Below are 25,068 nucleotides of genomic sequence, written 5' to 3' on the forward strand. Positions count from 1 at the left end.
TCCATCGTCGGGAGACCTCGACGTCTATCTCGACACCGACGCGCCCACTGGATCTACACCCTCAATTCGGAAGAGCCGGTTTGAGGCCAGCATGCGAGATGGCCCTGATAACTCGTTGGGGGTCTATGCCCCTAGGACACCGTCCCTCACGAAGTAGTTGAAACCAAACTTGGGGTGCACTGGGTACGCACGACAACGGAAAATGGCGTCTGACACTGCGAGATGTTGGAAGACGTTTCCGCAGGTCAGACGCCATTTTCGACGACTAACGGAAGAGGGTGAAAACCCTCAAATCAGATGTCGTAGTACTGACTGACTGACCCATGCTGACCTGCGCAAACGTCGAGGACTTTCGACAATTTGTACCACGCTTGTAACGGATGCGGGTCTGCTAGGGAGTCGGGGTCATCGCTCCGGGCCGTCGAGCTCCGTGCCCTGTGTCGGATCTTCCTGGCGGGCGGGGGAGTGGACGCAGTCGATGCGCCCGCCCATGGCAGCCATGAGCGAGCGACCGACGGGCGCGAGATTCTCACGGCATGGCCGATCGGGACGACCTGCCCGCCGTCCTTGGGGAGGGCGAATACTTGGTCGCCAACGACTACAGGATGGGCGGGTTCTGGGGAGTTCTCATCGCTCCTTCTGAGGAAGCCATCCGCGCGAAGACCCCGAACTCATCATCGCCAAGACCCGACCGAAGTGGATGGACGAGGCCGCGCTAGAAGCAAAGCTGAGAGACGCCGTTGTGGTTGGACGACCACCCGCCGCAGGCTCTGCTTCTGGGCGCTGGTGCCTCAACCGGTGATCATGGCTTTGACCTTACCGAGCACGGTTCGCGGCCGAGGCGTGCGAGCGGTGCTTTGCTCCACGATGTTGCGTCGTCGCGCTTCCAATTCGAGACGGTGGCCGACTCGAACTGCTGGTTCATCGAAGGCACTGGCCAGCCCGGCGGCGACGGCCATGGCGGCCCAGTCGTTGTGCGCGGTCGCGCGGACGGCATGAGCAACTTCTTCGGTGGGAGGGTGGTCCGCGAGGTCGTCGATGACCTTCCGCACGCCCGAGTAGATCCGGGTGGCGTGCCGCCAGGCTTCGATGACGGCCTCCCTGCGGTCTTCAGGGTCGTCGACGAGGCTGCGTTCTAGTGATGCCACGAGGCGGGTGTGCCAGCGGAGCAGCAGCGCGTTCGCGAGATCCTCGATGTTGTTGAAGTAGGTGTCGGTGCCTTCGATGTTGGTGGGGATTTGCCCGTCGTTTCGGGCGAGGATCTCCTCGATCAGATTGTGGAGGACTGTTGCGCGGCTCGGCTTCGGTCGGTCCTTCACGGGTACTCCTTCGTGGGACTGGATGGTGTGTGGCTGACCTACTGAATGGGTAGAGATGCGAACCCGCGGATCGGGCCTGAGCGGAGTCGGACCGCGGAGTCGATGTCGACATCCCAGTCACGGCGGCGGGTGAGGAGTGCTCGCAGAGCGATACGTGCTTCGAGGCGGGCTAGGGATGCGCCGAGGCAGAAGTGGATGCCGCGCCCGAACGCGACCTGTCGTTCGGGGCGACGGTTGATGTCGAAGTGGTCGGCGTCGGGGAACGCGTGGTCGTCGCGGTTGGCTGAGCCGAAGAGCAGCAGCACGGTGTCGCCGGCTGCCATGGCCTGCCCGTGCAGATCGACCTGTCGGGTCAGGGTGCGTGCCAGGCCCTGGACCGGTGAGTCGTAGCGGAGCAGCTCTTCGACGGCTGCTGGCACGAGTTCGGGGTCGTCGGCGAGAGCGCGTCGGTCCTCAGGGTGCTGGGCGAGGATGACAGCGCTGTTGGACAGGAGGTTGGTCGTCGTTTCGTGCCCGGCGACGAGCAGCAGCAGGCAGAAGCCGAGAAGTTCTTCCTCGGTGAGGTGCTCGCCGTCCACTTCGGCTTGGACGAGCGCTGTCATGAGGTCGTCTTGGGGGTGCGCGCGTCGGTCGGCCAGGAATGCGGAGAAGTACTCGTAGAGGGCTGCAGCGGCGTCCAGCCCGGCGCCGAACTCGCCTCGCACGGGGTTGGACTGGATCAGGGTGGTGGACCAGGTCCGAAAGCGGTCGCGGTCTTCACGCGGCACGCCGAGCATGTCGGCGATCACGATCGCGGGCAGAGGTCCGGAGAATTCGGAGACGAAGTCCCACGGGCCGGTCTCGGGGGATTGGTCGAGGAGGTCGTCGACGATGGTGTGGATGTGTGTCTCGAGCCCGGCGATGCGGCGGGGGGTGAAGGCCTTGCTGACGAGGTGACGCAGTTGGGTGTGCCGGGGTGGGTCGCTCATGATGAGCATGGGCAGGAACAGGTCGGTCATGTCCACCCCGGGCGGGGTGGGGAAGATCCCGGACGCCGAGGAGTACGTCGCCGGATCGGCGAGGGCGGCGGAGACGTCGTCGTAGCGGCTGAGGACCCAACAGCTCGCCTGCGAGGACCAGTACACGGGAGCGTGGTCGCGCAGCTCGCGGTAGACGGGGTACGGGTCCGCCATGACTTCCGGGTCGAACGGGCTGTAGGTCAGCTGCTGGTTGCTCATCGCATCTCTCTCGGTTGTCGGTTCACGCGTGTGCATCGGATGTGGTGGCTGGCTGCAGTGCGGACGGGGCGCGCGTGGGCCTGCGGTGTGGCCACCAGCTGCGGTCCTCGAAAAGGGCCGCGCAGGCGGGTACGACCAGGGTGCGGACGATGAAGGTGTCGAGCAGGAGTCCGGCGGCGACGGCGAACCCGGTCTGGGCGAGCGCTTCGACGGGGGAGAACAGCAGGGCCACGAAGGTGGAGGCGAAGATGAGGCCGGCGGCGGTGATGACGGGTCCGGTGGCGGTGACTGCGCGGGCGACCTCGTCGCGGTCCAGGGCGAGGCCGCTCTCGCGCATCCGGCTCATGAGCAGGATGTTGTAGTCCGCGCCCACGGCGACGAGCAGGACGAACACGATGACCGGGACGGTGAAGTGGATGTCTTGTCCGACCAGCTGCTGGAACACGAGGGTGGTGAGCCCCAGCGCGGCCGCACAGGACAGGACGACGGAGGCGAGGAGGTAGAGCGGTGCGGTGAGGGCGCGCAGCGTGAGGATGAGGATGAGGAGCACCATGAGCAGGACCGCGGCGACCACGAGGACGGCGTCGTCGGCGAGGTAGTGGGCCAGGTCGGCGCCGAGGCCGGCCGCGCCGGTGGCGAGGATGGTGGAGTCGTCGAGGCGGGTGTTGTTCATGGCCTGGTCGGCGGTGTCCTGGACTTCGTTGTAGCGCTCCTGTCCGGCGGGGGTGAGGGGGTCGGTATCGCCGGTGACCTGGATGCGGGCCAGTTTTCCGTCCTCGGAGAGGAACTGGGTGCGGGCCAGGGCGAAGTCGGGCTTTCCGAGTGCGGAGGCGGGTAGGTAGAAGCCTCCGGCCTCTGGGGTGTCGGCGCGCTGGTTGATGGCCTGGAGGTAGTCGCCGGATTCGTCGAGCCCGTTGCTGAGCTTCTCGGTCTGGGTGAGGAGCTGCTCGATGCCAGGTGCGATGCCGGCGGCACCGGTGGCGAGCCGGTCGGTGCCGCCTTCGAGCTCGCCGAGCTTCTCGCTCAACAGCGCTTGGCCCTCGGCGATCCGGTTGCTGCCCGACTGGGCTTGGCGGAGCCCGGCGGCGAGCTGGTCGAGCCCGGTCGCGAGGCGTCCGTCGCCGGCGGCGAGGCGTTCGGCGCCGGCGGCCGCTTGGGCCAGGCCGGGCAGGAGCCGGTCGCGTTCGCCGGTGTAGATCTTGCGCAGGCCCTCACGGGAGCGTTTGCAGATCGGGTCGGCGGTGCAGATCGGATCGTCCTCCAGGGCTTCGACGATCCTGCCGAGGCCCTCGACGGCCTGGGCGACCTGGTCGTGTGCGGTGCGGAGCCCGGCGGCCAGTGCGGCGGCGCCCAAGCGGAGCCGGCGGGCGCCGCTGGCGGCCTGGCTCGTGTGATCGGCTGCCTGCCCGAGGCCGTGGGCGATGCGGCGGCTGCCGTCGCTGAGCTTCCCGGCGCCGTCTTGGGCCTTCCCGGCGCCTGCGGAGACCTGGCCGAGGGCGTCTCCGAGGTCGCCGGCCCCGGACGCGAGGCGTTCCAGCCCGGGTTCCCCGGACTCGAGCTTGCGGTCGGCCTGGTGGAGTCCTCGGGCGAGTTTCCCGAGCTGGTTGGCGATGGAGGCGGGTTCCAGTCGCCTTCCGGCCGGTTGGGTGATGCTGCGGACCTGGTTGACGCCGTCGACCTTCGCGACCGCGGTGCTCACGGAGTTGATGACAGCCAGGTCGCGGGTGTTGGCCATGTTGTGGTCGGAGCGGATGAGCAGGTAGTCGGGCAGGGTCTGGTTGGGTGGGAAGTGCTCGGTCATCGCCGCGAGGCCCAGGTTGCTGGGGGTGTCTGGCGGTTGGGCGGCGCGTTCGTCGAAGGAGAGCTGCATCGTGGGCAGCGCGAGCGCGAGCAGCACCAGGACCGTCACTCCCGCGACCAGGATCCGGGCGGGGTGTCGTCCGACGAGGCGGCCGGTGCGGGCCCACCGCGAGTCCGGCCGCGGTGCCGGAGCTGGCCCGATGCGGGGTCCGAACCAGCGGATCAGGGCGGGGGTGAAGGTGAGGCTGACCGCGAGGGTGACCGCGATACAGATCGCCATCGGGGGGCCGGTGGTGGCGAAGATGGCGAGTTCGGTGAATCCGAGGCAGATGGCGCCGAGGATGACGGTGGCTGCCGAGGCCAGCAGGGCGGGCCCGACCCGGGAGACCGACTCGGCTACCGCATCGAGGGGTTCGAGGCCGTTGCCGTATTCCTCGCGGAAGCGGGAGATGAGGAAGACGCAGTAGTCGGTCCCGGCGCCCAGGGTGATGGCTACGACGAACGCGTCGGTGTAGGTGGACAGGGCCAGCCCGTGCTCACCTGCCCAGGCCAGGGCGCCGCGGGTGCACAGCAGGGCGACACCGATGGTCACCAGCGACACCAGGACGGTCGCGATCCGGCGGTAGACCAGCCAGAGGATTCCGACCAGAAGGAACAGGGAGACCGCGGTGATCTTCAACGAGGCGTCGTTCACCGCCGTGGTCAGGTCGGCGATCATCGCCGGGTCGCCGGTCACGTGAACTTCGGTGCCGGGTGGAGCATCGAGGTCGTCGACGACCGAGCGGAGCCACTTCACGTCCTCGTCGGATGCCGGTGAGCCGACCGCGGATCGCAGCCCGACGACTAGGTAGGTCGCCTCGCCGTCCTTGCTGGTCATCGAGCGCCGGGCCTCGGGCTTGCCGAGGTAGTCCTGGACCTCCGAGACCCGCTCCGGCTCCTTCTGGAGGGTGCTCACGAGGTCGGCGTAGACGCGGCGGTCCCCCACGCCCAGGCCGTCGTCGTCGGTGATGACCACGAACACATACGAGTGGGTGTTGCCCGACCCGAACGCGGTGTCCATCACCCGCAGCCCGTGCAGGGTCGGTGAGTCCTCGGGCAGGAAGGCAGTGCTGCTGCGTTCGACCACGGTCCCCAGCGGGGTGACCAGCAGCGAGAGCGCGGCGGCGGCCAGCACCCAGCCGAGCACCACGATCGATGGGAAGCGGTGCCCCAGCCTGAGGGCAGACCTCAGCGGTCCGCTGCTTCCGGCTCGTGGTCCGCGACCCATTCACCCGCACCAATGCTCTGGACTGAAATGTTGTACTGGCAGTACAACATAGGATGTGGTCGACGTCGAGGCCAGTTGGCACGGTGGGGCACAAGGGGAGGAGTGAGAGCGGTGAGGAAACTTCCGGCGAAGCTGGCCAGTCAGCTCTACGGCGCGGCCGAGCTGATCGCCGAGCGCGGTCTGGACGGCACCAAGATCGACGACATCGCCGAAGCCACGGGTATCCCGAAGGCCACGATCTATTACCACCTGGACGGCAAGAACGGGGTCCTCGCATTCCTTTTGGGAGACCTGCTTGACCTCATCGCTGGCGAGGTCGGTGTCGCAGTCTCAACGGTCGAGGATGCCCGTACCCGGCTCGAGGCCGCCGTCGCAGCACAACTAAGTGTGATGGTCGAGCATCCGTTCCTGTGCCGGGCACTCGTGGGGGACCTCGGCCGTGCCACCCGGCTGCCTGACCTCGCCGAGGCTTTGCGGAGCGCGTTCTACCAGCCGATCGAGAAGCTTCTGGCCGACGGCGTCGCCGACGGCTCGCTGCGCCAGGTCGCCGATCCGGGTGCCGTTGCAATGAGCGTCTTCGGTGCCATCACCGTGGCCGGTCTCAGCGCCGCGGTCGAGGGGTCTTCAACTGGCCCGTCCGCAGATGCGGCCCGTTTCTCTGCGGCGATCTGCGAACTGATCCTCGACGGTCTCGCGACACCTCGCACTCGCGATGACCACGAATCGGGTGAGCGGCCGTGACCAGCCTGGATGAGCTCCTCGCGAGCTGGAACGAGAAGTTCCGGGCGTACGAGGACGGCGCCCGGCTTCCGCCGCACCACGACCACTGCCTCGCCTGCGGACCCGACAACCCCCACGGCCATCACCTCACCGTCCAGCGTCGCGGCGACGAGGTGCATGCGGTTCACGTCTTCGACGAGCGCCACGTCGGCGCTCCCGGGATCGCGCACGGAGGCGCCGTGGCAACGGTCCTCGACGACCTGTTCGGGTTCCTGCTCTACCTCACCGGCAGTCCAGCGGTGACCCGGAAGCTCGAGGTGCGCTACGACTCGCCCGTCATCCTCGGCACCACCTACGAGCTCGCGGCCAGGGTCGTCCGGACAGAAGGGCGCAAGCTCTTCGTGGAGGCCGACATGAGTGAGACCGGAGGACCAACTGTCGCCTTCGCTTCGGCCCTTTTCCTGAGGGTGGACGTGACCCACTTCGACCAGGGCAGGCCGCGATGACTAAGACGTGGGTGGGCCGCTTTATCCCCGAAGTTCCCGTGGGCGCCACGGTCGCAAGCGCACCGTGGCGGAGGGACTCTGCGGGATCTCAGCGCGGTCGGGTTCGACACGGGCGCGACCGGTACTCCCGGTCGGTACTCCCGGCTGGTGCCTGTTCCTCTGCCGTGTGACGACGGAAGGGTGCGAGTCGCACGCTGAGCTGACATGGCTGTCGGCGTGCGTGTCGGGAGGGATGACGCCCCCACTTGGATCGTCAACGGTGACGTGACTGCGTGAACAACGCCGCGAGCGTGCTGCTTGAGTGGCGCGAAGCGAGCGAAGGTTGGTAGCCGGGCCCTACCTAGCCCGGTTCGCGGCGACCGAACTGACGGAATTCGCTTGGCGACTGCCCGGTCCAGCGTTTAAAGGCATGCGAGAAGTTGCCCAGGTCGCTATAGCCGAGATCTATGGCGATCTGACCGACCGTCAGCGATCGGTCGAGCAGGCGGACGATCGCCCTCTCGCGCAACAGCGATTGCTGTACGTCGCGGAAGGTCGTGCCCTCCTCGTGGAGGCGCCTTTTCATGGTGCTCGGGGAGACTGCGAGGAGCTCAGCCATGTCATGGCTGCTGATGTGTCCGGGGTCCTCCTCGAGCAATCGCCTCACGGTCTCGGTAAAGCTGGTGGCAGCGGTGTGACGGTCGAGGCTTCGGCGCAGTTCGCCGATGGCCATGCGATAGGCGACCGGGTCGGGGAAGCGACAGGGTGCTTGGAGGATGTCGACGGGAACGTCGATGAACGACGCGCGTGCGCCGAACACCAAGCGTCCGGCCAGCGCGCCGGCGATGCGCTGAGGGGACTGGGGTGTCTTCCAAGCCAGGTTCATCGTGACGCCTGGCAGCGGGCCCGTCAGCATGTCGAGGAGCCGCAGCAGTGCCGCTCCGCCGTAGGTGATGACTAGGCAGTCGAGATCACGATCGCCGGTGTGGCCGGTGAGGCCCACGGTTAGGCTGCGCTGACTGCTGTGGAAGTGGGGGCGCAAGGCGCTCGAGATGATCGGAAGATACCCGAGCAGCTCGAAGACCTCGGCCACGGAGCCGGAGCTGACTAGCGGCAGGCTGAGCGGGCCGAACGACGTCAATTGCGCGTGCTCGGCGAAGGAGAGCCCGAGGCTTGTGGCTTCGTCGTGGTCGAGTCCGGGGTAGACCTCACGGAACCACCGGATCGGCACCTGTCGGTCGCGCTGGACCAGCTCCAGTTCGGAAGTCCCCTCGCGGTCGATGATCGCGCGGAAGCGACCTACGGCTTGAGGACCGAGAGCATCGCTGTTCAAGAGCTGGACGAACGCCAACGGAGGCACCCCGGGCTCGGGGGACTTCATGGGCAGTGACCTCCTGAGCCGAAATCACAACATATTGACTCGAGTGACCATAGCCACAGCATGTCCAGAGTGCCAACACTTGACTCACGTTCGAGCAAGGAGTCGTTCCATGTCAGTTGTCACCTTCATCTCCCACGACGGGGAGAAGCGCGAGGCACCCCTCGAGGAGGGTGCGTCCCTCATGCAGATCGCCGTAGACAACATGGTGCCCGGGATCGACGGCGATTGTGGCGGGGAGGCCGCGTGTGGCACGTGCCATGTGATCGTCGAGGACCAGTGGATCGCCGAAGTCGGCCGTTCGGGTCCGGTCGAGGAGGAGATGCTCGCCATGAACCCCGAGCGCGAGCCGACCTCGCGGCTCTCGTGCCAGATGCGGGTGAGCGAGAGCTGGGACGGCCTCGTCGTCCGACTCCCCGAGTTCCAGATGTGACCGTCGAGAGGAAGACTGCACCATGACGACCCTGACTACCGTGACCGACGCCGTGGCTGAGCGAGCCCAGTCCATCATCCCGATGGAGATCCAGATCCGCGGGGCGCACCTGTACGACAAGACCCGTCGCTTCGTGACACGGACCAACGGGAAGAAGATCTTCGTCGAGGAGCCCATTCCCCCCGTGGAGGACGTCGCCCTCGCCGACATCGACCTGAGCAACCCGTTCCTCTACCGTCAGGGCAAGTGGCAGTCCTACTTCGAGCGCGTGCGCAACGAGGCACCCGTCCACTACCAGGCCGACAGCCCGTTCGGACCTTTCTGGTCCGTCACTCGGCACGCCGACATCATCGCGGTCGACAAAGACCATGAGACCTTCTCGGCTGAGCCCTTCATCATCATCGGCGAGCCCCCACGGTTCATGGATGTCGCGATGTTCATCGCCATGGACCCGCCCCGACACGACCGCCAGCGAGCCGCGGTCCAAGGCGTAGTCGCCCCCAAGAACCTGCGCGAGATGGAGAGTTTGATCCGCACGCGGGTCCAGGAAGTACTGGACGAGCTCCCGGTAGGTGAGCCCTTCAACTGGGTCGACCGCGTCTCGATCGAGCTCACCGCGCGGATGCTCGCGACCCTACTCGACTTCCCATACGACCAACGCCGCAAGCTCGTCGAGTGGTCGGACCTGGCCAGCTCCATGGAGCAGGCCAACGGCGGACCATCCGACAACGACGAGGTCTTCCGGGGCTTCGTCGACGCGGCGCGGGGACTGAGCGCGCTGTGGCGGGACAAGCAGGCGCGACTCGCGGCAGGTGAGGAACCCGGGTTCGACCTGATCACCATGCTCCAGAGCAACGAGCACACCAAGGACCTGATCGACCGCCCGATGGAGTTCCTGGGCAACCTGGTGCTCCTGATCGTCGGCGGCAACGACACCACACGCAACTCTATGAGCGGGGGTGTTCTCGCCCTCAATCAGTTCCCCGACCAGTTCGAGAAGCTCAAGGCCAACCCGGACCTCATCCCCAACATGATCTCAGAGATCATCCGCTGGCAGACGCCGCTGGCCTACATGCGTCGCGTTGCGAAGAAGGACACGGTCCTCAACGGCCAGTTCATCCGTGAGGGCGACAAGGTGGTCATGTGGTACGCCTCGGGAAACCGCGACGAGCGAGTGTTCGAACGTCCGGACGATCTCATCATCGACCGCAAAAACGCACGCAACCACATCGCGTTCGGCTTTGGCGTCCACCGGTGCATGGGCAACCGTCTGGCCGAGCTGCAGCTGCGGATCCTGTGGGAAGAGCTGCTCCCGCGCTTCGAGAAGATCGAGGTCGTGGGTGAGCCGGAGTATGTCCAGTCCAACTTCGTGCGCGGGATCAGCCGGTTGATGGTCCAGTTGACGCCGAAGACCGACGCGTGACCTCGGGGAGGGCGCTGATCGTCGGGGCCAGCCACGCCGGGGCCCAGTTGGCCGCCAGCCTTCGCCAGGAGGGGTGGGCAGGTGAGGTTGTCGTCATCGGTGACGAAGCCGCGCTTCCGTACCAGCGGCCTCCCCTGTCCAAGGCCTACCTTGCCGGCAAGAGCAGCTTGGAGGAGCTCGCCATCCGCAAGGCGGAGTTCTACGACAAGCAGAAGATCCGCCTGTTGCGGGCGACGGTCACCGAGATTGATCGTGCGGCCGGAGAGGTCGTGCTGAGCGACGGTGAGACGCTCGCCTACGACGGCCTCGCGTTGTGCACCGGGGGCCGGGCGCGTCCGCTGGCTATTCCTGGCATCGATCTGCCGGGCGTCTTCTACCTGCGGACGTTCGCGGACGTCGAGGCGATCCGTGAGGCCACGGCCTCGGGTCGCCGAGCCGTGATCGTCGGCGGGGGCTACATCGGGCTGGAGACCGCCGCGTCGTTGCGCGCCCTCGGGCTGGAGGTAACGGTCCTGGAGGCCGCCGAACGTGTCCTGGAGAGGGTCACGGCTGCTGAGGTGTCGATGTTCTACGAGCGCATCCACCGCGACGCCGGGGTCGTGGTGCGGACGGGCGCTCTCGTCGAGGCCGTGGCCGGCGACGGCCGCGCCGGCGAGGTGGTGCTAGCCGGGGGTGAGCGGATTCCCGCAGACCTGGTCATCGTGGGTGTGGGCTTGGTCCCGAACACCGAGCTCGCCTCTGAGGCGGGCCTGCAGGTCGAGGACGGTGTCGTGATCGACGACTTCGCCTCGACCAGCGATCCCAAGATCGTCGCGGCGGGGGACTGCGCCATCCATTACATTTCTCGCTACGGCCGGCGGGTGCGACTTGAAGCGGTGCCCAGCGCGGGTGAGCAGGCGAAGGCGGCTGCCGCCACGCTGTGCGGCAAGGAGCGGCCTATCTCGGCGCTGCCGTGGTTTTGGTCCGACCAGTACGACCTGAAGCTGCAGATCGCGGGACTGAACACGGGCTACGACGAGATCGTGCTAAGCGGCGACCCCGCGCGCGATCGCGACTTCACCTGCTACTACCTCCAACGTGGGCGGTTGCTCGCCGCGGACTGTGTGAACCGTCCCCGGGACTTCATGAAGGCCAAGAGAACGCTCGGCCAGGGTCTCGACGTCGATCGGGCGGAACTGCAACGGCCCGCCGCCTCCTGATTCACAGTGCCGGGCGCGCGCCTCGGCGAAGCCCCGCACCCCATCACCGCCCCCCTCAACACCCCATCGCCGGAGGACTACTCGTGCAGAGCACCATGATGAACGTCCAGCTGACGACGGCAGCCATCCTGCGGCACGGTGCCCGTGTGCACGCCACCGCGCGCGTGCGCACGCTCCAGCCCGACGGCTCGGTCAGGACCGGCACGTTCGCCGAGGTGGGACGCCGCTCGGCGCAGCTGGCCCACGCGCTGCGGGCCTGCGGGGTCGTGGGGGACGAGCGGGTCGCCACCTTGATGTGGAACAACCAGGAGCACGTCGAGGCCTACTGTGCAGTGCCCTCCATGGGGGCAGTCCTGCACACCCTCAACCCTCGACTGACCCCCGAGCAGCTGGTCTACATCGCCAACCACGCTGACGACCGGGTGGTGATCGTCGACGGTACGCTCGCCCCGCTCCTGGCGGCGGTCCTACCGCAGCTCGCCGAGGTGCACACCGTGGTCGTCACGGGGGGTGTCGATCTCGCGCCGCTCGAACGTGACGGCCTCACCGTTGTCGGTTACGACGACTTCATCGGAGGTCACCTGGAGACGTTCGAGTGGCCGGAACTCGATGAGCTCTCCGCTGCGGCCATGTGCTACACCTCGGGCACTACCGGCAACCCCAAGGGCGTGGCCTACAGCCACCGATCGACCTACCTCCACTCGATGGCTGCGTGTGCCGCCGACGGGCTGAGCGTCACCGGTGACGATGCCATCCTGGCGATCGTGCCGATGTTCCATGCCAACGCCTGGGGACTGGTCTACGCGGCTTTGATGGCAGGAGCCGACCTGGTCATGCCCGAACGGTTCCTCCAGGCCGAGCCACTGGTGCGACTCATCAGCAGCGAGCGCCCCACGATCGCCGGAGCTGTGCCTACGATCTGGAGTGACGTCCTGAATCACCTCGACTCCAACCCCGGTCACGACATCTCGTCGCTGGGGCTGGTGGCCTGCGGTGGATCGGCCGTGCCGCTTCATCTAATGAAGGCCTTCCAGGAGAAGTACGGCGTGCAGATCGTGCAGGCGTGGGGGATGACCGAGACCTCGCCCCTAGCCGCTATCGCTCGGCCGCCGGCAGCGGTCGAGGGCGAGGAGCACTGGGCACTGCGGGCCTCCCAAGGTCGTCCCGTCGCCGGGGTCGAGCTGCGACTGATCGACGACGACGGTAACGAGGTGCCGCACGACGGGAAGTCAGTCGGGGAGATCCAGGTTCGCGGCCCATGGATCACGGGGTCCTACATCGGTGACGAGGACGCGGAAAAGTTCGACGACGGATGGCTGCGTACCGGAGACGTGGGACGGATCGACGAGCGTAGTTTCGTCACCTTGACCGACCGGGCGAAGGACGTCATCAAATCGGGCGGCGAGTGGATCTCGTCAGTGGAGCTCGAGTTGCTGCTCGCAGGTCACCCGGATGTGCTGGAAGCGACCGTCATCGGCGTTCCGGACGAGAAGTGGCAGGAACGGCCCCTGGCCGTGATCGTCGTTCGGGACGGGTCCGAGGTGACTCCCTCCCAGTTGCGGGACTTTCTCGAGGGCAAGGTCGCCAAGTGGTGGCTGCCCGAGCGGTGGTGCTTCGTGCCCGACGTGCCCAAGACCTCGGTCGGCAAGTTCGACAAGAAGCTGCTCCGCGCCCGGCACGCCGACGGCGACCTCGCTGTCATCGATCTCTGACTGCATGGGAAGGCATCACGGCGCGAGGCGCGATTGGTGGACGAGCTCGCGGCCGAGTCCGGCCGGGAGTTGCCGCCGCTGCCGCCGATCTCGTTCCAGCAGGAGCCGTCCAACGGCATCCCGCGCCGCTCCCAGCGCGAGCCCGGGGCATGGTGCCGCGAGCACGGGATCACCACGCCTGCGTACTCCTTCGCCAGCGACTTCGCAACTGCTGCTGTCCCGCGCACTCCGCTGCAAGCCCACAGCGGCCCCCGTCGACCGTCGTCTGATGGCGCAGCAAGCCAGGCCCTCCCGGGCACCGTCACCGACCTCGAGGAAGTGTCATGAACGCCCCGTCCGCACCCACCCTGCACATCCGACGTCCCGCCGACGGCGAAGTACTCCGATCGGTCCCGATCGTCGACGGCGACCGCGTGCGCGCCGCCGCTGAGGACCTGCGCGCGGCGCAGGTCGCGTGGCGCGACATGGGTCCTGCTGCGCGAGCCACCTGGCTGCGCAAGTGGCGGGGCTGGATCCTCGACCACACCGATGAGCTCACTGACCTGCTCGTCGCAGAGACCGGCAAGGTCCGCCCTGACGCCTTGGTGGAGACGACCGCTTCGTGCGAGTTCATCTCCTTCTACGCCGACCATGCGAAGGAGTTCCTCGCCCCCGAACGAGTGGGGGCAGGAGGGCTGCTCAGCCTTCCGAAGCGGCTGACCCGCAGCTATCGGCCCTACCCGTTGGTCGGACTGATCATCCCGTGGAACTTCCCGATCACCCTGTTCCTGATGGATGCGGCGCCGGCGCTCGCAGCGGGATGTGCGGTGCTGACAAAGTCGTCGGAGATGACCCCGCTGACGTGCGCGCGCATCATCGAGGGATGGCACGAGATCGGCGCCCCGCCGGTCCTCCTGCACGTCGCGGGGGCCGGGGACACTGGAGGAGCGGTGGTCGAGGCTGTTGACTTCGTTCAGTTCACGGGCTCGACGGCGACGGGCCGTCGGGTGGCCACGCGCTGTGCTCAGCTGCTCAAGCCGGTCAGCCTGGAGTTGGGCGGTAAGGACGCTGCCATCGTGCTCGAGGATGCCGACCTCGATCGGGCCGCGCACGGGATCGTCTGGGGCGGGATCTTCAACTCGGGGCAGGTCTGCATCTCGGTCGAGCGGGTCTACGTGGTGGACGCGGTCTACGACCGGTTCGTGGAGAAGGTGGTGGCGGCCCTCGGAGCGCTGAAGCAGGGCTCTCGAGCCCGCGATGATGTCGGCGCCATGGTGACCCGGGCGCAGGTGGACACGGTCGAGCGGCATGTGCGGGAGGCTCAGGAGTCCGGTGCGCGCGTGCTTGTCGGCGGGTCGCGGGCCGACGAAGGCAACTTCTTCGCCCCCACGCTGCTGGTGGACGTCGACCACAGCATGGCCTGCATGACCGAGGAGACGTTCGGGCCAACACTGCCGGTCATGCGGGTGGCCGACGAGGCCGAAGCGGTGGCCCTGGCCAACGATTCCGCGTACGGGCTCTCGGCCACCGTGTGGACACGAGACGTCTCCCGAGGGCGGCGCATCGCCGACCAACTGGAGGTCGGTGCGGTCAACATCAACGACGTCTTCAGCAACCTCTTCGCCGTGGGGCTACCCCACAGCGGCTGGAAGTCCTCGGGCCTGGGGGCTCGCCTCGGCGGCGCGCAGGGTCTGCGGAAGTACTGCCGCGTCCAAGCAATCACCGAGCCGCGGATCCCGCTGACCACCAAGGAGCTCACCTGGTACCCGTACTCCGCCCGGCGTACGGCGATCGCCGGCCGAGTGCTGCGCCTGGCCGCTGGTCGCGGCCTGCGGCAGCGACTCGGCCTCTGAAAGGAACAGGAACCATGACGACAACGAACAAGCGACGGGTGGTCGCCATCACCGGGGGCGCCCGGGGGATCGGATACCACACCGCGGAGGAACTCATCCGGCGCGGTCACCGGGTCGCCATCGGGGACATCGACCAGATCCAGCTCAAGGTGGCCGCCGAGGAGCTCGGCCTCGACGTCGCGGTGCGTCTAGATGTCACCGACCCTGCCTCCGTGGCGTCCTTCCTCGACGTGACCGAGGAAGCACTGGGGCCGATCGACGTCCTCATCAACAACGCGGGTGTCATGCCGACGGGGCACGTGCACGAGGAGACCGACGAGGTCACCCGCCGGCAGGTGGAGATCAACATCCTGGGCGTCATCTTCGGCACCAAGATCGCCCTGCAGCGGATGCTGCCACGGCGACAGGGACACATCATCAACACGGCTTCACTGGCCGGGGAGCTCCCGGTCCCGGGGCTGGCGACGTATTGCGGGACCAAGTTCGCGGTCATCGGGTTCACCGAGGCCGCCCGGCAGGAGTACCGCAGGTCGGGTGTCACCCTGTCCACTGTGCGTCCGACCTTCACCAACACCGAGCTGGTCGCGGGGACGAGCGGGGCCAAGGGCATGCGCAACGCAGAGCCGCAGGAGATCGCGCGCGCCACGGCGGCTCTCATCGAGCGCCCGCAGCCCTTCGTGCGAGTCACGCGTATCGCCGGCACGATGGTGGCGGCGATGAAGTTCGTTCCCGAGCGGATCGCGACCCAGCTCGGGGCGATGCTCGGGACCGACACGGTCTTCCTCGACCGCGTGGACTCCGCGGCGCGTCAGGCCTACTTGGAGCGGGTCGGTCGCAGCTGATGCCACAGGGCGCGATCGCGCGCCACGGATCATCCGAAACGACCGCGAGCGTCGCGTGGCGCTCGCGGTCGTCTCCTGTCCCGTGGCTTAGGCCGGGTGCTGGCCGCCCTCGACGACGGGCATCAGGTCCGGGGGGCGAAGGCCGGCCGCTCCGGCTCAATGGCGGAGATCCGCTGGTAGCCGGCGCCCAACGGGGGACGCTCGTCCCGATTGCCCTTGTTGGGCCACAGGGAGGCTGCCCGCTCGGCCTGCGCGGTGATCGTCAACGACGGGTTAACCCCCAGGTTCGCCGTGATACTGGAGCCGTCGACGACGAAGATCCCGTCGTGCCCGTAGAGACGGTGGTAGGGGTCGATGACCCCGGTCTCCGGGGAGTCACCGATGGCACACCCGCCGATGAAGTGAGCGGTCATCGGGATGTTGGCGATCTCCCCCGTGGACCCGCCGGCCACGCCGTTGATCTTCTCGGCGACGCGACGGGTGACTTCATTGCCGACGGGGATCCAGGTGGGGTTGGGCGCCCCGTGGCCAGGTCCCGAGGTGATCGTGGGGCGACCGAGGAGGGTCTTCCTCGACCGCACCGTGATGGAGTTGTCCAGCGTCTGCATGACCAGCAGGATGACTGTGCGCTCCGACCACCGTCGCGGGCTGAACCACGTCAGATGAGAGGGCTGGGTCGCGATTGTCCGCAGCCAGCGCCACCACCGGGGCCCATGGCCGTCCCCGTCGGTGAGCGCGGTCTGGAGTAGGGACATGGCGTTGCTGCCCTTGCCGTAGCGCACCGGCTCGATGTGGGTGAACTCGTCGGGGTGGATCGAGGATGTGATGGCCACGCCGCGCGTGAAGTCGCTGGATCGATCGCGGGACTTCGCCCCCAGGATCGACTCGGAGTTGGTACGGGTCAGGGTGCCCAGTCGGGCGGAGATGTGCGGCAGGGAGCCCGTGGCCTTCAGTCGGTGGAGCAGCTTCTGGGTGTTGTAGGTGCCCGCTGCGAAGACGACGTGGTCGGCCGTGAATGACTGCCGGTTGCGGCGACGGCGCGCGGACCTGCCGGTGCGGACGGTGTCGACGACGTACCCGCTTCCCTTGCGCGGGCGCACGTCGACCACGGTGGTCAGGGGACGTACCTCGGCCCCGAGCTTCTCCGCGAAGTACAGGTAGTTCTTGTCCAGGGTGTTCTTCGCCCCGACCCGGCACCCGGTCATGCACGACCCGCACTGGGTGCACCCGGTGCGGCGCGGCCCCGCCCCGCCGAAGAACGGGTCGGGAACCTCTTTGCCGGGCTCTCCGAAGAAGACGCCGACGGGGGTCAGTGTGAAGGTGTGCTCCACACCCATGTCGCGCGCGACCTCGCGCAGCACCTTGTCCGAAGGCGTCACGTGGGGGTTCTGCGTGACACCCAGCATCCGCCGTGCCGTCTGGTAGTGCGGGTCCAGCTCGGCGTGCCAATCGGTGATGTGCGCCCACTGTGGATCGTTGAAGAACGGGGCAGGAGGTTGGTAGAGGGTGTTGGCGTAGTTGAGCGAACCGCCGCCGACGCCGGCGCCCGCCAAGATGACGACGTCGCGCAGCAGGTGGATGCGCTGGATGCCGAAGCAGCCGAGCCGTGGCGCCCAGACGAACCGACGGGTGTCCCAGGACGAGGTGGGCAGGTCGTCGGTGTCGTAGCGCTTGCCTGCTTCGAGCACCCCGACGTGGTAGCCCTTCTCCGCCAGGCGCATGGCGGTCACCGAGCCGCCGAAGCCGGAGCCGATGATCAGCACGTCGTAGTGGGCCGAGGTCATGGGATGTGGATCCTTCTGTGAGGTGTTCGACGCGAGTGGGGCGGCGGACCGGCAGTGCCGCCGATCTGACGGGTGTACGTGCGGGCGGTCAGCTGTGGATGGCGTGGAGCGGTCTCCACTTGTCGGCCAGGAGTACCGAGTCCGGGTCGATGCCCGGTCGATGAGGGCGACTCGCTAGCTCATGGCACTCCTGTCAGACGATGTCTGTCGAGGGTGTCACCTCGGTGGAGTGGGCGTCATGTGCCGTTGCTCAACGCGGAGGATCCCGCGGGGCTCGGCGCACAAGGCCCGGCCCGCCGGCTCCAGCGGTGCCGCCGGAGCCGGGTCGGTCCTCACAGGGACCGGCTGATGATCTCCTTCATGATCTCGGAGGTGCCGGCGTAGATCTGGGAGACGCGCATGTCGGCCCAGATGCGGGCGATGGGGTACTCGTTCATGTACCCGTAGCCGCCGTGCAGCTGGAGGCAGGTGTCGGCGACGCGCTGCGCTCGTTCGGAGCACCACAGCTTCGCCATGGCGGCGGTGGGGATGTCCAGACCCTCGCCGACGTGGAGCTGGATGCACTCGTCCACGAAGGACCGTGCCACGCGAGCTTCTGTAGCGACCTCTGCCATTTTGAACTTGGTGTTCTGGAACCCCCAGATCGGCCGTCCGAAGGCGCTTCGGTCGCGCACGTAGGCCAGTGTCTCGGCCAAGCAGAACTCCATGGCTGCGACGTTCGACACTGCGACCAACAGCCGCTCCTGGGGGAGCTGCTGCATGAGCTGCACGAAGCCCTGGCCTTCGGTGAGGCCCAGCAGGTTGGTGACCGGGACGCGGACGTTGTCGAAGAAGAGCTCCGAGGTGTCCTGCCCCTTCATCCCGATCTTGTCGAGCACCCGACCGCGGGAGAAGCCCTCCGTGCTGGTGGGGACCAGCATCAGCGAGATGCCGGCGGCGCGGTCGTCCGGATCGGTCTTGACCACGGTGAGCACCAGGTCGGCCTGCGAGCCGTTGGTGATGAAGGTCTTGGAGCCGCTGACAAGGTAGTCGTCACCCTCGCGCACCGCCTTAGTCTTGATGTTCTGCAAGTCCGAGCCGGTCCCGGGCTCGGTCATCGCGATCGCGCCGACGACCTCGCCGGAAGCCATCTTGGGAAGCCACTGCTGCTTCTGCTCCTCCGTGCCGTAGGCGAACAGGTAGTGGGCGACGATGCCGTTGTGCAGGGACGCCCCCCAGGAGCTGTCGCCGACCCGTGCCTGCTCCTCGATCAAGATGGCCTCGTGGGCGAAGGTGCCGCCGCCGCCGCCGTACTCCTCGGGGATCGACAGGCAGAGCAGACCGACATCACCAGCGCGGTTCCACAGTTCCCTGTCGACGTGCTTGTCGGCGATAAAGGTCTCGATGTGCGGTTTGATCTCCTTCTCACAGAACGTACGTGCCAGGTCGCGCACGTCGTCGAGGTCTTTGTCCATCCAGGGGGAGCGACGAGTGGGCAAGGGGTGCCTCCGGCAGGTCGGGTACAGGGTGTACCAATCTGACCACACCCGTCGCCCTGGGTACAAGGTGTTCCATGCATGCGGACCCGGGAGTCGTTGGTTTCGTCGACCCCGCATAGGCTGCCTCTTGTGGTCGAGGTCGGGCGATGGGTGGATTCAACGGTGCGGCGCCGGTCGTCGCGCGATGATCAGGTCCGGGCGCGGCGACGACAACAGGTGGCGAGCGCCGCTCTGCAGGTCGTCGACGAGGCAGGAGTGGGTGCCGGCACGGCCCTGATTGCCGAGCGGGCTGGCATCCCGAGGCCGCACGTCTACCGCTACTTCTCCAGCCGTGAGGACCTGGATGACGATGTGGTACGCCTCGCCGCGCAGGACCTCATTGCCTGCGTCCGGCCCCACCTGACTCGGCGCGGCACGCCCTCACAGGTCGTCGAGGGGCTGGTCCACGCCTGCGCCACCTGGGCCGACGTCCACCCTCACCTCTTCCGTTTCCTAGCCGCACGGGGGCAGAGTCGCACCCTTCACCGCGCTCGGATGGGTCGCTCGCGATTGCTGGACGAGATCGCTGCGGCGGCTCGCGGCTATACCAACTCGGCCGAGGAGACCTTTCCCGAGGGCATCTTGGTGGGCGTGATGGGGATGGTCGACGCGACAATCATCTGGTGGCTCGACCAGCGCGACGAAACCCTCGAGGTCATGGTGGGGCGCCTCTCGCGCCACGTCACTCTAGTGCTGCACGATGCCTTGGCCGCCCACGGAATCGACCTCGACCCAGCGGTCGAGCTGGAGCCGTTCATCGGCGGGTGAGTCATCAACGGCCCGCAATCTTGCCCTGCTCAAAGTGCTCAACATCGACGACGACGAATGTCGCGTGTGCGGTGGCGACCGGGTTGCCGTCCGCATCCAACGCCGCGGCTTCCACGTGTAACCGCCGTCCCGAGCGGTCCCGGACGTGGGCAGAGAACTCGTAGTCGGTCCTCAGCAGCACCGGACGGAGGTACTCGACGGTCAGGGACCTCGTCACGGCAAGCTCTCCGACCCGGTAGAGGAGGAAGCCGAAGAGGTCGTCGAACGCTGCAGCGACCAGGCCGCCGTGGGTGATCCCGGGCGCCCCTTCCTGACGGTGGTCGAAGCGGTGCACGGCGCGAACGCCGACCTCGGTGGCGTCGACCTTCAGTGCAAGACCAGCAGGATTCTCCGTCCCGCATCCCGCGCAGGTGGGGGAGTGCGAGGGGAGGCGTCCCTCCGCCGACGGCTCGGGCCGCGACATCGAGCGGATCCACGCCTCCAATGCCGACATGGCGCCCCCCTCGGAGCGTACCTCGTTCGCCGGGGCGGTTTGCTCGCCTGCGCCGGAGGCGCCTCGGATCGGTTCGCGCATGGAAAGCTCCTCAGATTCAAGACCGACGGGCGCGGAGGCACAACGTCGCATCTGTCTCTCTCGCATACAGGATCAAGTCGTCGTCGTGACGAGAGTGGCCTATAGCCGAAAGTCAATGACCCGCCGTTCGCCAACGCACGAGACATGATGGCATATTTGTATTCACGTGAGACGTTGGGGCTACATTTGTCTACACTCGTCGCTATGCGGCTCATCTGGACACCTCACCGTCCTCAAACCGATGCCGAGCGACGTGGCCTTGCCTGGTGGGTGGCCGTGCTGAGCTGCAAGCCGTTCCTGATCGTGCTGCGCCGGCCGGACTGGCGCGGAGTCTCAGGGATCCCGAGGTCGGGTGGGGCAGTGCTGGCCGCCAACCACGTCTCGCACATCGACCCTCTGCTAGTCGCGGAGCTGGTGCTGGCCTCGGGGCGGGTGCCGCGGTTCTTGGCGAAGGACAGCCTCTTCCACGGTCCGATCGTGGGCAGGTGGTTCCGTGCGGCCGGCCACGTCAAGGTCGACCGGGCTGCCGGACGCGCAGGGTACGACGACGCGGTGAAGGCGGCACGCTGTGGTCAGCTCCTTCTGGTGTATCCCGAGGGTTCTATCAGCAAGCGGGAGGACGGTATGCCGATGACGATGAAGTCAGGGGCGGTTCGCATCGCCCTCGAGGCGTCGGTCCCGCTCCTCCCGGTGGCCCAGTGGGGTGCCCAGGAGATCCTGCCCGCATACAGCGGGCGGTTGCGATGGGGTTGGCGACGGCAGGTGAGCGTGTTCGTCGGCGCTCCCGTCCCGCTCGAGGACCTCCGTGACCTGGAGCCCGCACGTGCCGTCGAAGTGGGCCGTCAACGGCTCGAGGACGTCCTCATCACGATGGTGTGCGAGCTGCGTGGAGCCACCGCGGCGGCGCGGTCCATCCGTGCTCAGGCGCCGAAGGCGGGATCCTCAGGGCGCGAGGATCCCGAGCCGCGCACCATCGCGGGGCCGTAGGTGTCCAGCAGTGTTGCCATCAGCTCATCGAACGGTAGGTCCACGAACATCCCCCGCTCGCGGACGTACTCCATGTGGCGGCGGCCGGCGCCGTCGGCTGCGTGGAGCAGGGCGTCCTGCGATCCGTCGAACTCCAACGGAGGTACGCCGAAGCGGCGGCACAGCTCGGAGTTGAAGGCCGGCGAGCCCTTGCGCCACCGGCCGTCGACGTACGCCGCGCTCCACCCGTGGAACACGAACAGGTCCGTGCCCATCAGCTCCAGCAGCGCCTCGCTGTTGAGGTGGTTGCGGACATCGGAGAACCCCAGTACGGCCGGGATCCCCGCAGCGCGCAGGCTCGCCGTGAGCAGCACCGCCTTCGGGACGCACCAGGTGGGGCCACCGTCAAGGATCGCGCTGGCGCGGTAGGTCGGGGGGGCCGCGGTGACGCTGTAGGGGTCGTAGCGGAGTCGGTCGCGGACCTCCGCGAAGAGCAGCCCGACCCGCTCACGCGGATCCTGGACACCTCGCACCACGGACTCGGTGAAGTCGCGCACGTCGTGGTGGTCGCTGTCGATGAACCCGGTCGGGGCAAGGGCCTGCCGGGGGTCGAGCTCGTCGCCCATCAGGCACTGACCTCGGCGTTCTGGAGTGCGCCGGCCGCCCCGAGGGCCGTGACGAGGTCCCGCTCGAGCGACGGGAGGGCGGCAGCTGCGAGGGCGGCTTGCTCCGCCCGGCCCCGGGCCGGGCCCTCCTGCCGGCCCAGCGACGCGACCAGTGACCATGTCTCCGCGCAGAGGTGCGCAGCGTTGGCGACTTCGCTCGCGCGAACGTCCCCGGTCAGACGCGCGATGTCGGCGGCGCCGCTGGAGAGCAGTCGCCGGAACAGCCCACCGCCGGTGCCGGCCTTCTCCACGAATGCGCTGAGTCCCTGGAGCGCCAGGTCCAAGACCTCGTCGGGGAAGACCTCTGGCCATCGAGCGAGGTCCTCGGCGAACAGGTCGACGGCGGCCAGCCCCGTGGCCCCGGTCGCCGTGTCCCTCCCGGTGACAATCGAGGGACCGGTCGAGGTGGTCATCGCGACAGCCGCCTGGGCGAACGCCGCCCGGGCGACGGTGGCCAGGTCGGGCAGCGAATCGGGCCAGGCGATGTCGAAGTAGGTGTGGCGCGTCGGGACCGGAAATCCTCGGGAGCAGCGAGCCCGAGCCAGAGCCTCGTAAGGCACCAGCTGCACCTCGTCGCGGTCGTTGTCGACGACGTGCGCGAGCTGCTGCACGTCGTCGTAGCCGATCACAACGATGTCATGGCGACTCATCTGAAGGCGCACGCGCAGGTAGGGCAGCTCTGCGATGTCGGCCCACACAAGGGCTGGGCGACCGGCGCGCACGGCATCGCGCACGTAGGTCCAGCCCACCTGGGGGTCCTCCGTGGCGTGCACGGTGACCACGGCGCCGAGTCGTGTCGGGAGATCGGTCTCCAGGTCCCCGCCCCGACCCACGAGGTACACCGGTGGCATGAGCGCTGCATTCCGGACGTAGGAGAGGTCCAGCGACCCGCTTAGCGCGAAGACGAGGCCCTCGTCGGGCGGGCCTTCCCAGCCGAGCCCGGCCCATTCGAGGAGGTCGCGCATCGCGCCCGAGCCGCAGTGGCCGCCACGTCGGTGCGGGTAGGGAACCGCGACGGCGTCGCTCGAGCTGGCCATGGAACTCATTCCTAAAGACAATTTGCATGATTTGTTCCAACCTAAGGCACGAGCATCTCATTGTCATGGCCAGGTCCGATGTGACATGAGTCCGTTGGGCACCACGGTCGCTATCGTGTCCACCGTGTCATCCCCCTCCATGCGCGATCGGTACCGCGAGCACGTCCGCACGGCTGTGGTGGAGGCTGCTCACGACCTGATCGCCGATCGAGGCTGGGAGCGAGTCCGCATGGGTGAGATCGCCGAGGCAGTCGGGATTTCACGCGCCCTGCTCTATAAAGAGTTCGGCGACAAGCCCGGATTGGGAGAGGCCGTCGTCCTGAGGGAGGCGGCGCGCTTCATCGAGGGCATCGAAGGAGTGCTCGCGCACCACGACGCCGATGCTGCTCGCGGCCTCGCGGCCTCGGTGAAATTCGTGCTCGAGGAAGCTGAGAACAGCTCTCTACTCAGGGCGGTGCTGATCGCCAACCGCGATTCCTCCCCGACCGCGACGGGCATTCTCCCCCTGATGACGACCTCCGCGCAGCTGCTGGAACTGGCCTCGAACTCGTTGGCACGGTGGCTCATGGCTCACGTGCCCGGGGTGCAGGCCGACGATGTGGCGGACGCTGCGGAGGCTCTGGTGAGGCTCACCGTGAGCCATCTAGCCCTGCCCACCATGTCCCGCAAGGACACTTCACGGAAGATCACCGAGGTCGGACTGAGGTACCTCGGGCTCTCCGTCGAAGCGGCGACGTCCGAAGCCACGACCTGACGTACACTCCCAGCCGGTGATCGGGTCCGCCGCCACCGCAAGGACCAAAAGCCAGAGCTTCTACGGCCACTTCTACATCGAGCACAACCGGGGCCATCACGTCCGCGTCGCCACACCGGAGGACCCCGCCAGCAGCAGGTACGGCGAGAACTTCTACCAGTTCTGGCCGCGTACGGTCGGTGGTTCCCTCAAGAGTGCCTGGAACATCGAGAAGAAGCGCTACGCGCGCAAGAAGCAGCACCCGTTCCGGATCGGCAACGACGTGCTCAACGCGTGGCTGATGTCGGCGGTGCTGTGGGGCGCGATGATCGCGTGGCTCGGTGTCGGCATCACGCCGTACCTCGTCATCCAGGCTGTCGTGGGATTCTCGCTCCTCGAGGTGGTCAAGCACATGGAGCACTACGGGATGGTGCGCTAGAAGGTTGGCGCACCCGGCAAGGAACGCTACGAGCGTGTCGACCCCAGCCACAGCTGGAACTCCAACAACATCGCGACCAATGTGCCCCTGCACCACCTGCAGCGGCACTCCGACCATCACGCCAACCCGACCCGGCGCTACCAGACACTGCGCGACTTCGAGGAGTCGCCGGTCCTGCCCACCGGCTACGCCTGGCATGATCGTCCTCGCCCTCTTCCCCCCGGTGTGGCGAAGGGTGATGGATCACCGCGTGCTCGCCCACTTCAACGGTGACCTCACGTGCGCCAACCTGAGCCCCCGCAAACGCGACAAGATCCTCACCAGGTATCCCGCACCGGAGACGACCCCGACCCGGGAGTCAACGGATGCACTCGGTTCGGGGGCCGCACCAGCGTGCATATTGTCCCGAGGGCGGACATCCTCGCGCATGCCGCCGATCGTGGGAACCAGGCCCACAAGCCCGGCGCCTCTTGGTCCACCTCCGAGTTCGAGCTCTACGTGAAAAGTGAATCGCCCCGGGTTTCGTGGAGGCTCGGTTACTTGGAACCAGCCCCGGTCGGGACGGGTGCTTCACGGTAGTGCTCGGGCCGGATGCTGGCCCAGTGGTTGGCCTCGAACTCGGCGGGCGGGACGAGCCCGATCTCGCCGTGAAGGCGCCTGTGGTTGAACCAGTCGACGTACTCGGCGGCGGCGATCTCGACGTCGCTCACGGACTTCCAGCCGCCCTTAGGGCTCATGACCGGGTTGCGGATGCACTCGGCCTTGAACAGCGAGTTGAGCGCCTCGGCCATCGCGTTGTCATACGAATCTCCTCGGCTTCCGACCGACGCGACGGCCTCGGCCTCGGCGAGTCGCTCGGTGTATCGAATCGCTCGATACTGACTGGGTTCAACCGGTGGTAGCAACACCAGCTTGGTGGAGCAATCGTAGGTGCTCGTCGAGGGCCTCTGCTGGGGTC

At 67.3% G+C, this 25,068-nt stretch carries 23 protein-coding genes; 13 read left to right on the plus strand and 10 right to left on the minus strand.

From position 1 onward, the window contains the following. Positions 1–791 precede the first annotated feature (791 nt). From ABKW28_RS18545 to ABKW28_RS18555, 3 genes are read right to left on the minus strand one after another with little or no spacing between them, the layout of a single operon-like run. The gene (locus tag ABKW28_RS18545) at positions 792–1,319 is read right to left on the minus strand and encodes a hypothetical protein (protein WP_056680406.1); all 528 of its coding nucleotides are present in this window, start codon (positions 1,317–1,319) and stop codon (positions 792–794) included. Positions 1,320–1,357: 38 nt separating this feature from the next. Further along, the gene (locus tag ABKW28_RS18550) at positions 1,358–2,536 is read right to left on the minus strand and encodes a cytochrome P450 (protein WP_056680409.1); all 1,179 of its coding nucleotides are present in this window, start codon (positions 2,534–2,536) and stop codon (positions 1,358–1,360) included. Between the two features lie 22 nt (positions 2,537–2,558). After that, entirely contained in the window at positions 2,559–5,525 is a 2,967-nt protein-coding gene (locus ABKW28_RS18555) for an MMPL family transporter (RefSeq protein ID WP_229662974.1), read from the minus strand. 189 nt (positions 5,526–5,714) lie between these two features. Between ABKW28_RS18555 and ABKW28_RS18560 the strand changes: the two genes are divergently transcribed. Together ABKW28_RS18560 and ABKW28_RS18565 are read left to right on the plus strand one after the other, a co-directional pair. Continuing rightward, positions 5,715–6,344 carry a TetR/AcrR family transcriptional regulator gene (locus tag ABKW28_RS18560; protein ID WP_056680413.1) on the plus strand — a complete coding sequence of 210 codons (630 nt, stop codon included), beginning with the start codon at positions 5,715–5,717 and terminating at the stop codon, positions 6,342–6,344. Continuing rightward, positions 6,341–6,829 (plus strand): PaaI family thioesterase, encoded by a 489-nt coding sequence (locus ABKW28_RS18565; protein WP_056680421.1) that lies wholly within the window; start codon positions 6,341–6,343, stop codon positions 6,827–6,829. The genes ABKW28_RS18560 and ABKW28_RS18565 overlap by 4 nt, the downstream gene beginning before the upstream one ends. 340 nt (positions 6,830–7,169) lie before the next feature. On the opposite strand, the gene ABKW28_RS18570 is transcribed toward ABKW28_RS18565, so the two are convergent. Then, on the minus strand, positions 7,170–8,189 hold the full coding sequence (locus ABKW28_RS18570; RefSeq protein WP_056680425.1) for an AraC family transcriptional regulator: 1,020 nt from the start codon (positions 8,187–8,189) through the stop codon (positions 7,170–7,172). Between the two features lie 109 nt (positions 8,190–8,298). Here ABKW28_RS18570 and ABKW28_RS18575 point away from each other — a divergent pair, with 109 nt between their 5' ends. The 7 genes from ABKW28_RS18575 to ABKW28_RS18605 all read left to right on the plus strand — a co-directional run bounded on the left by ABKW28_RS18575 (position 8,299) and on the right by ABKW28_RS18605 (position 15,627). Then, the gene (locus ABKW28_RS18575; protein WP_056680426.1) at positions 8,299–8,619 is read left to right on the plus strand and encodes a 2Fe-2S iron-sulfur cluster-binding protein; all 321 of its coding nucleotides are present in this window, start codon (positions 8,299–8,301) and stop codon (positions 8,617–8,619) included. A 40-nt stretch (positions 8,620–8,659) separates the two neighbouring features. Beyond that, positions 8,660–10,042, plus strand: a complete 1,383-nt coding sequence (locus tag ABKW28_RS18580) for a cytochrome P450 (protein WP_343061669.1) — start codon at positions 8,660–8,662, stop codon at positions 10,040–10,042. Beyond that, a complete protein-coding gene (locus tag ABKW28_RS18585; RefSeq protein WP_056680432.1) occupies positions 10,039–11,241 on the plus strand; it encodes an FAD-dependent oxidoreductase in 1,203 nt (400 codons plus the stop codon). Before ABKW28_RS18580 ends, ABKW28_RS18585 begins: the two co-directional genes overlap by 4 nt. An 83-nt stretch (positions 11,242–11,324) precedes the next feature. Continuing rightward, complete coding sequence (locus ABKW28_RS18590) at positions 11,325–12,953, plus strand: long-chain fatty acid--CoA ligase (protein ID WP_056680435.1); 1,629 nt, start codon at positions 11,325–11,327, stop codon at positions 12,951–12,953. A gap of 36 nt (positions 12,954–12,989) precedes the next feature. Beyond that, positions 12,990–13,280 carry a hypothetical protein gene (locus ABKW28_RS18595; protein ID WP_056680439.1) on the plus strand — a complete coding sequence of 97 codons (291 nt, stop codon included), beginning with the start codon at positions 12,990–12,992 and terminating at the stop codon, positions 13,278–13,280. Continuing rightward, entirely contained in the window at positions 13,277–14,785 is a 1,509-nt protein-coding gene (locus tag ABKW28_RS18600; protein WP_056680442.1) for an aldehyde dehydrogenase family protein, read from the plus strand. Before ABKW28_RS18595 ends, ABKW28_RS18600 begins: the two co-directional genes overlap by 4 nt. Before the next feature lie 14 nt (positions 14,786–14,799). Then, a complete protein-coding gene (locus ABKW28_RS18605; RefSeq protein WP_056680445.1) occupies positions 14,800–15,627 on the plus strand; it encodes an SDR family oxidoreductase in 828 nt (275 codons plus the stop codon). Between the two features lie 122 nt (positions 15,628–15,749). On the opposite strand, the gene ABKW28_RS18610 is transcribed toward ABKW28_RS18605, so the two are convergent. After that, positions 15,750–17,411, minus strand: coding sequence for a GMC family oxidoreductase (locus tag ABKW28_RS18610; protein WP_056680447.1), 1,662 nt, complete (start codon positions 17,409–17,411; stop codon positions 15,750–15,752). A gap of 332 nt (positions 17,412–17,743) precedes the next feature. Further along, the gene (locus ABKW28_RS18615; protein WP_348612337.1) at positions 17,744–18,844 is read right to left on the minus strand and encodes an acyl-CoA dehydrogenase family protein; all 1,101 of its coding nucleotides are present in this window, start codon (positions 18,842–18,844) and stop codon (positions 17,744–17,746) included. A 174-nt stretch (positions 18,845–19,018) separates the two neighbouring features. Between ABKW28_RS18615 and ABKW28_RS18620 the strand changes: the two genes are divergently transcribed. After that, complete coding sequence (locus tag ABKW28_RS18620; RefSeq protein WP_229662973.1) at positions 19,019–19,696, plus strand: TetR/AcrR family transcriptional regulator; 678 nt, start codon at positions 19,019–19,021, stop codon at positions 19,694–19,696. A gap of 4 nt (positions 19,697–19,700) precedes the next feature. Here ABKW28_RS18620 and ABKW28_RS18625 read toward each other — a convergent pair whose 3' ends face one another. After that, positions 19,701–20,270 carry a PaaI family thioesterase gene (locus ABKW28_RS18625; protein ID WP_200951121.1) on the minus strand — a complete coding sequence of 190 codons (570 nt, stop codon included), beginning with the start codon at positions 20,268–20,270 and terminating at the stop codon, positions 19,701–19,703. 204 nt (positions 20,271–20,474) lie between these two features. Here ABKW28_RS18625 and ABKW28_RS18630 point away from each other — a divergent pair, with 204 nt between their 5' ends. Further along, positions 20,475–21,257: a lysophospholipid acyltransferase family protein gene (locus ABKW28_RS18630; protein WP_082563713.1), complete on the plus strand. Its 783-nt coding sequence runs from the start codon at positions 20,475–20,477 to the stop codon at positions 21,255–21,257. On the opposite strand, the gene ABKW28_RS18635 is transcribed toward ABKW28_RS18630, so the two are convergent. Together ABKW28_RS18635 and ABKW28_RS18640 are read right to left on the minus strand one after the other, a co-directional pair. Next, positions 21,191–21,862 (minus strand): transglutaminase family protein, encoded by a 672-nt coding sequence (locus tag ABKW28_RS18635; RefSeq protein WP_056680455.1) that lies wholly within the window; start codon positions 21,860–21,862, stop codon positions 21,191–21,193. The two genes, ABKW28_RS18630 and ABKW28_RS18635, sit on opposite strands and share 67 nt — an antisense overlap. After that, on the minus strand, positions 21,862–22,938 hold the full coding sequence (locus ABKW28_RS18640; protein WP_056680457.1) for a BtrH N-terminal domain-containing protein: 1,077 nt from the start codon (positions 22,936–22,938) through the stop codon (positions 21,862–21,864). The genes ABKW28_RS18635 and ABKW28_RS18640 overlap by 1 nt, the downstream gene beginning before the upstream one ends. A 124-nt stretch (positions 22,939–23,062) precedes the next feature. Here ABKW28_RS18640 and ABKW28_RS18645 point away from each other — a divergent pair, with 124 nt between their 5' ends. Together ABKW28_RS18645 and ABKW28_RS18650 are read left to right on the plus strand one after the other, a co-directional pair. Then, positions 23,063–23,692, plus strand: coding sequence for a TetR family transcriptional regulator (locus ABKW28_RS18645; protein ID WP_229662971.1), 630 nt, complete (start codon positions 23,063–23,065; stop codon positions 23,690–23,692). Between the two features lie 16 nt (positions 23,693–23,708). Beyond that, on the plus strand, positions 23,709–24,110 hold the full coding sequence (locus tag ABKW28_RS18650; RefSeq protein ID WP_229662970.1) for a fatty acid desaturase: 402 nt from the start codon (positions 23,709–23,711) through the stop codon (positions 24,108–24,110). 536 nt (positions 24,111–24,646) lie between these two features. On the opposite strand, the gene ABKW28_RS18655 is transcribed toward ABKW28_RS18650, so the two are convergent. Continuing rightward, the coding region (locus ABKW28_RS18655) for an integrase core domain-containing protein (protein WP_348612339.1) at positions 24,647–25,068 on the minus strand (422 nt) is incomplete at its 5' end.

This window comes from Nocardioides sp. 31GB23 (assembly GCF_040012395.1).
Lineage (GTDB): Bacteria > Actinomycetota > Actinomycetes > Propionibacteriales > Nocardioidaceae > Nocardioides > Nocardioides salarius.

Coding starts and splice junctions, on each gene's coding strand:
- ABKW28_RS18610 (WP_056680447.1), bottom strand. CDS start 17,411: ATGACCTCGGCCCACTACGACGTGCTGATCATCGGCTCCGGCTTCGGC.
- ABKW28_RS18605 (WP_056680445.1), top strand. CDS start 14,800: ATGACGACAACGAACAAGCGACGGGTGGTCGCCATCACCGGGGGCGCC.
- ABKW28_RS18570 (WP_056680425.1), bottom strand. CDS start 8,189: ATGAAGTCCCCCGAGCCCGGGGTGCCTCCGTTGGCGTTCGTCCAGCTC.
- ABKW28_RS18640 (WP_056680457.1), bottom strand. CDS start 22,938: ATGGCCAGCTCGAGCGACGCCGTCGCGGTTCCCTACCCGCACCGACGT.
- ABKW28_RS18635 (WP_056680455.1), bottom strand. CDS start 21,862: ATGGGCGACGAGCTCGACCCCCGGCAGGCCCTTGCCCCGACCGGGTTC.
- ABKW28_RS18630 (WP_082563713.1), top strand. CDS start 20,475: ATGCGGCTCATCTGGACACCTCACCGTCCTCAAACCGATGCCGAGCGA.
- ABKW28_RS18625 (WP_200951121.1), bottom strand. CDS start 20,270: ATGCGCGAACCGATCCGAGGCGCCTCCGGCGCAGGCGAGCAAACCGCC.
- ABKW28_RS18550 (WP_056680409.1), bottom strand. CDS start 2,536: ATGAGCAACCAGCAGCTGACCTACAGCCCGTTCGACCCGGAAGTCATG.
- ABKW28_RS18600 (WP_056680442.1), top strand. CDS start 13,277: ATGAACGCCCCGTCCGCACCCACCCTGCACATCCGACGTCCCGCCGAC.
- ABKW28_RS18575 (WP_056680426.1), top strand. CDS start 8,299: ATGTCAGTTGTCACCTTCATCTCCCACGACGGGGAGAAGCGCGAGGCA.